This window comes from Pantoea leporis (assembly GCF_028048155.1).
GTDB lineage: Bacteria > Pseudomonadota > Gammaproteobacteria > Enterobacterales > Enterobacteriaceae > Pantoea > Pantoea leporis.
The window spans coordinates 1-423 of sequence record NZ_JALMEU010000030.1; the positions used below are offsets into that span (position 1 = coordinate 1).

Annotated in this window: 2 tRNA genes; both read left to right on the plus strand. The window is 49.9% G+C overall.

Features of this window, described 5'->3' with window-relative positions:
- Positions 1–20: 20 nt before the first annotated feature.
- Positions 21–97 (plus strand) — tRNA-Ile (locus MWH02_RS23055).
- A gap of 143 nt (positions 98–240) precedes the next feature.
- A tRNA-Ala gene (locus MWH02_RS23060) sits at positions 241–316 on the plus strand.
- Positions 317–423 lie beyond the last annotated feature (107 nt).

Genomic DNA, 423 nt, shown 5'->3' on the forward strand with positions numbered 1-423 from the left:
CGAGCAGAAAAAACCTCTACAGGCTTGTAGCTCAGGTGGTTAGAGCGCACCCCTGATAAGGGTGAGGTCGGTGGTTCAAGTCCACTCAGGCCTACCAAATTTCTTCTCATGCTGCGTTAAAGCGCCGCTCGTATAGTGAACTATACGTCGCGCCACTTTGCCTTGCCTGAAAAGAAATTACCGTTTGTCAAAAACGGAACTCCTGGTGAGTGGTAGTAGTGGTCTCTGCAGTAACTGTATGGGGCTATAGCTCAGCTGGGAGAGCGCCTGCCTTGCACGCAGGAGGTCAGCGGTTCGATCCCGCTTAGCTCCACCATTACAGTGACTCAAAACAATACTTCAGAGCAAACCGGAAACGGTGTGCTGCGAAGTATTATGCTCTTTAACAATCCGGAACAAGCTGAAAATTGAAACGACGTATCG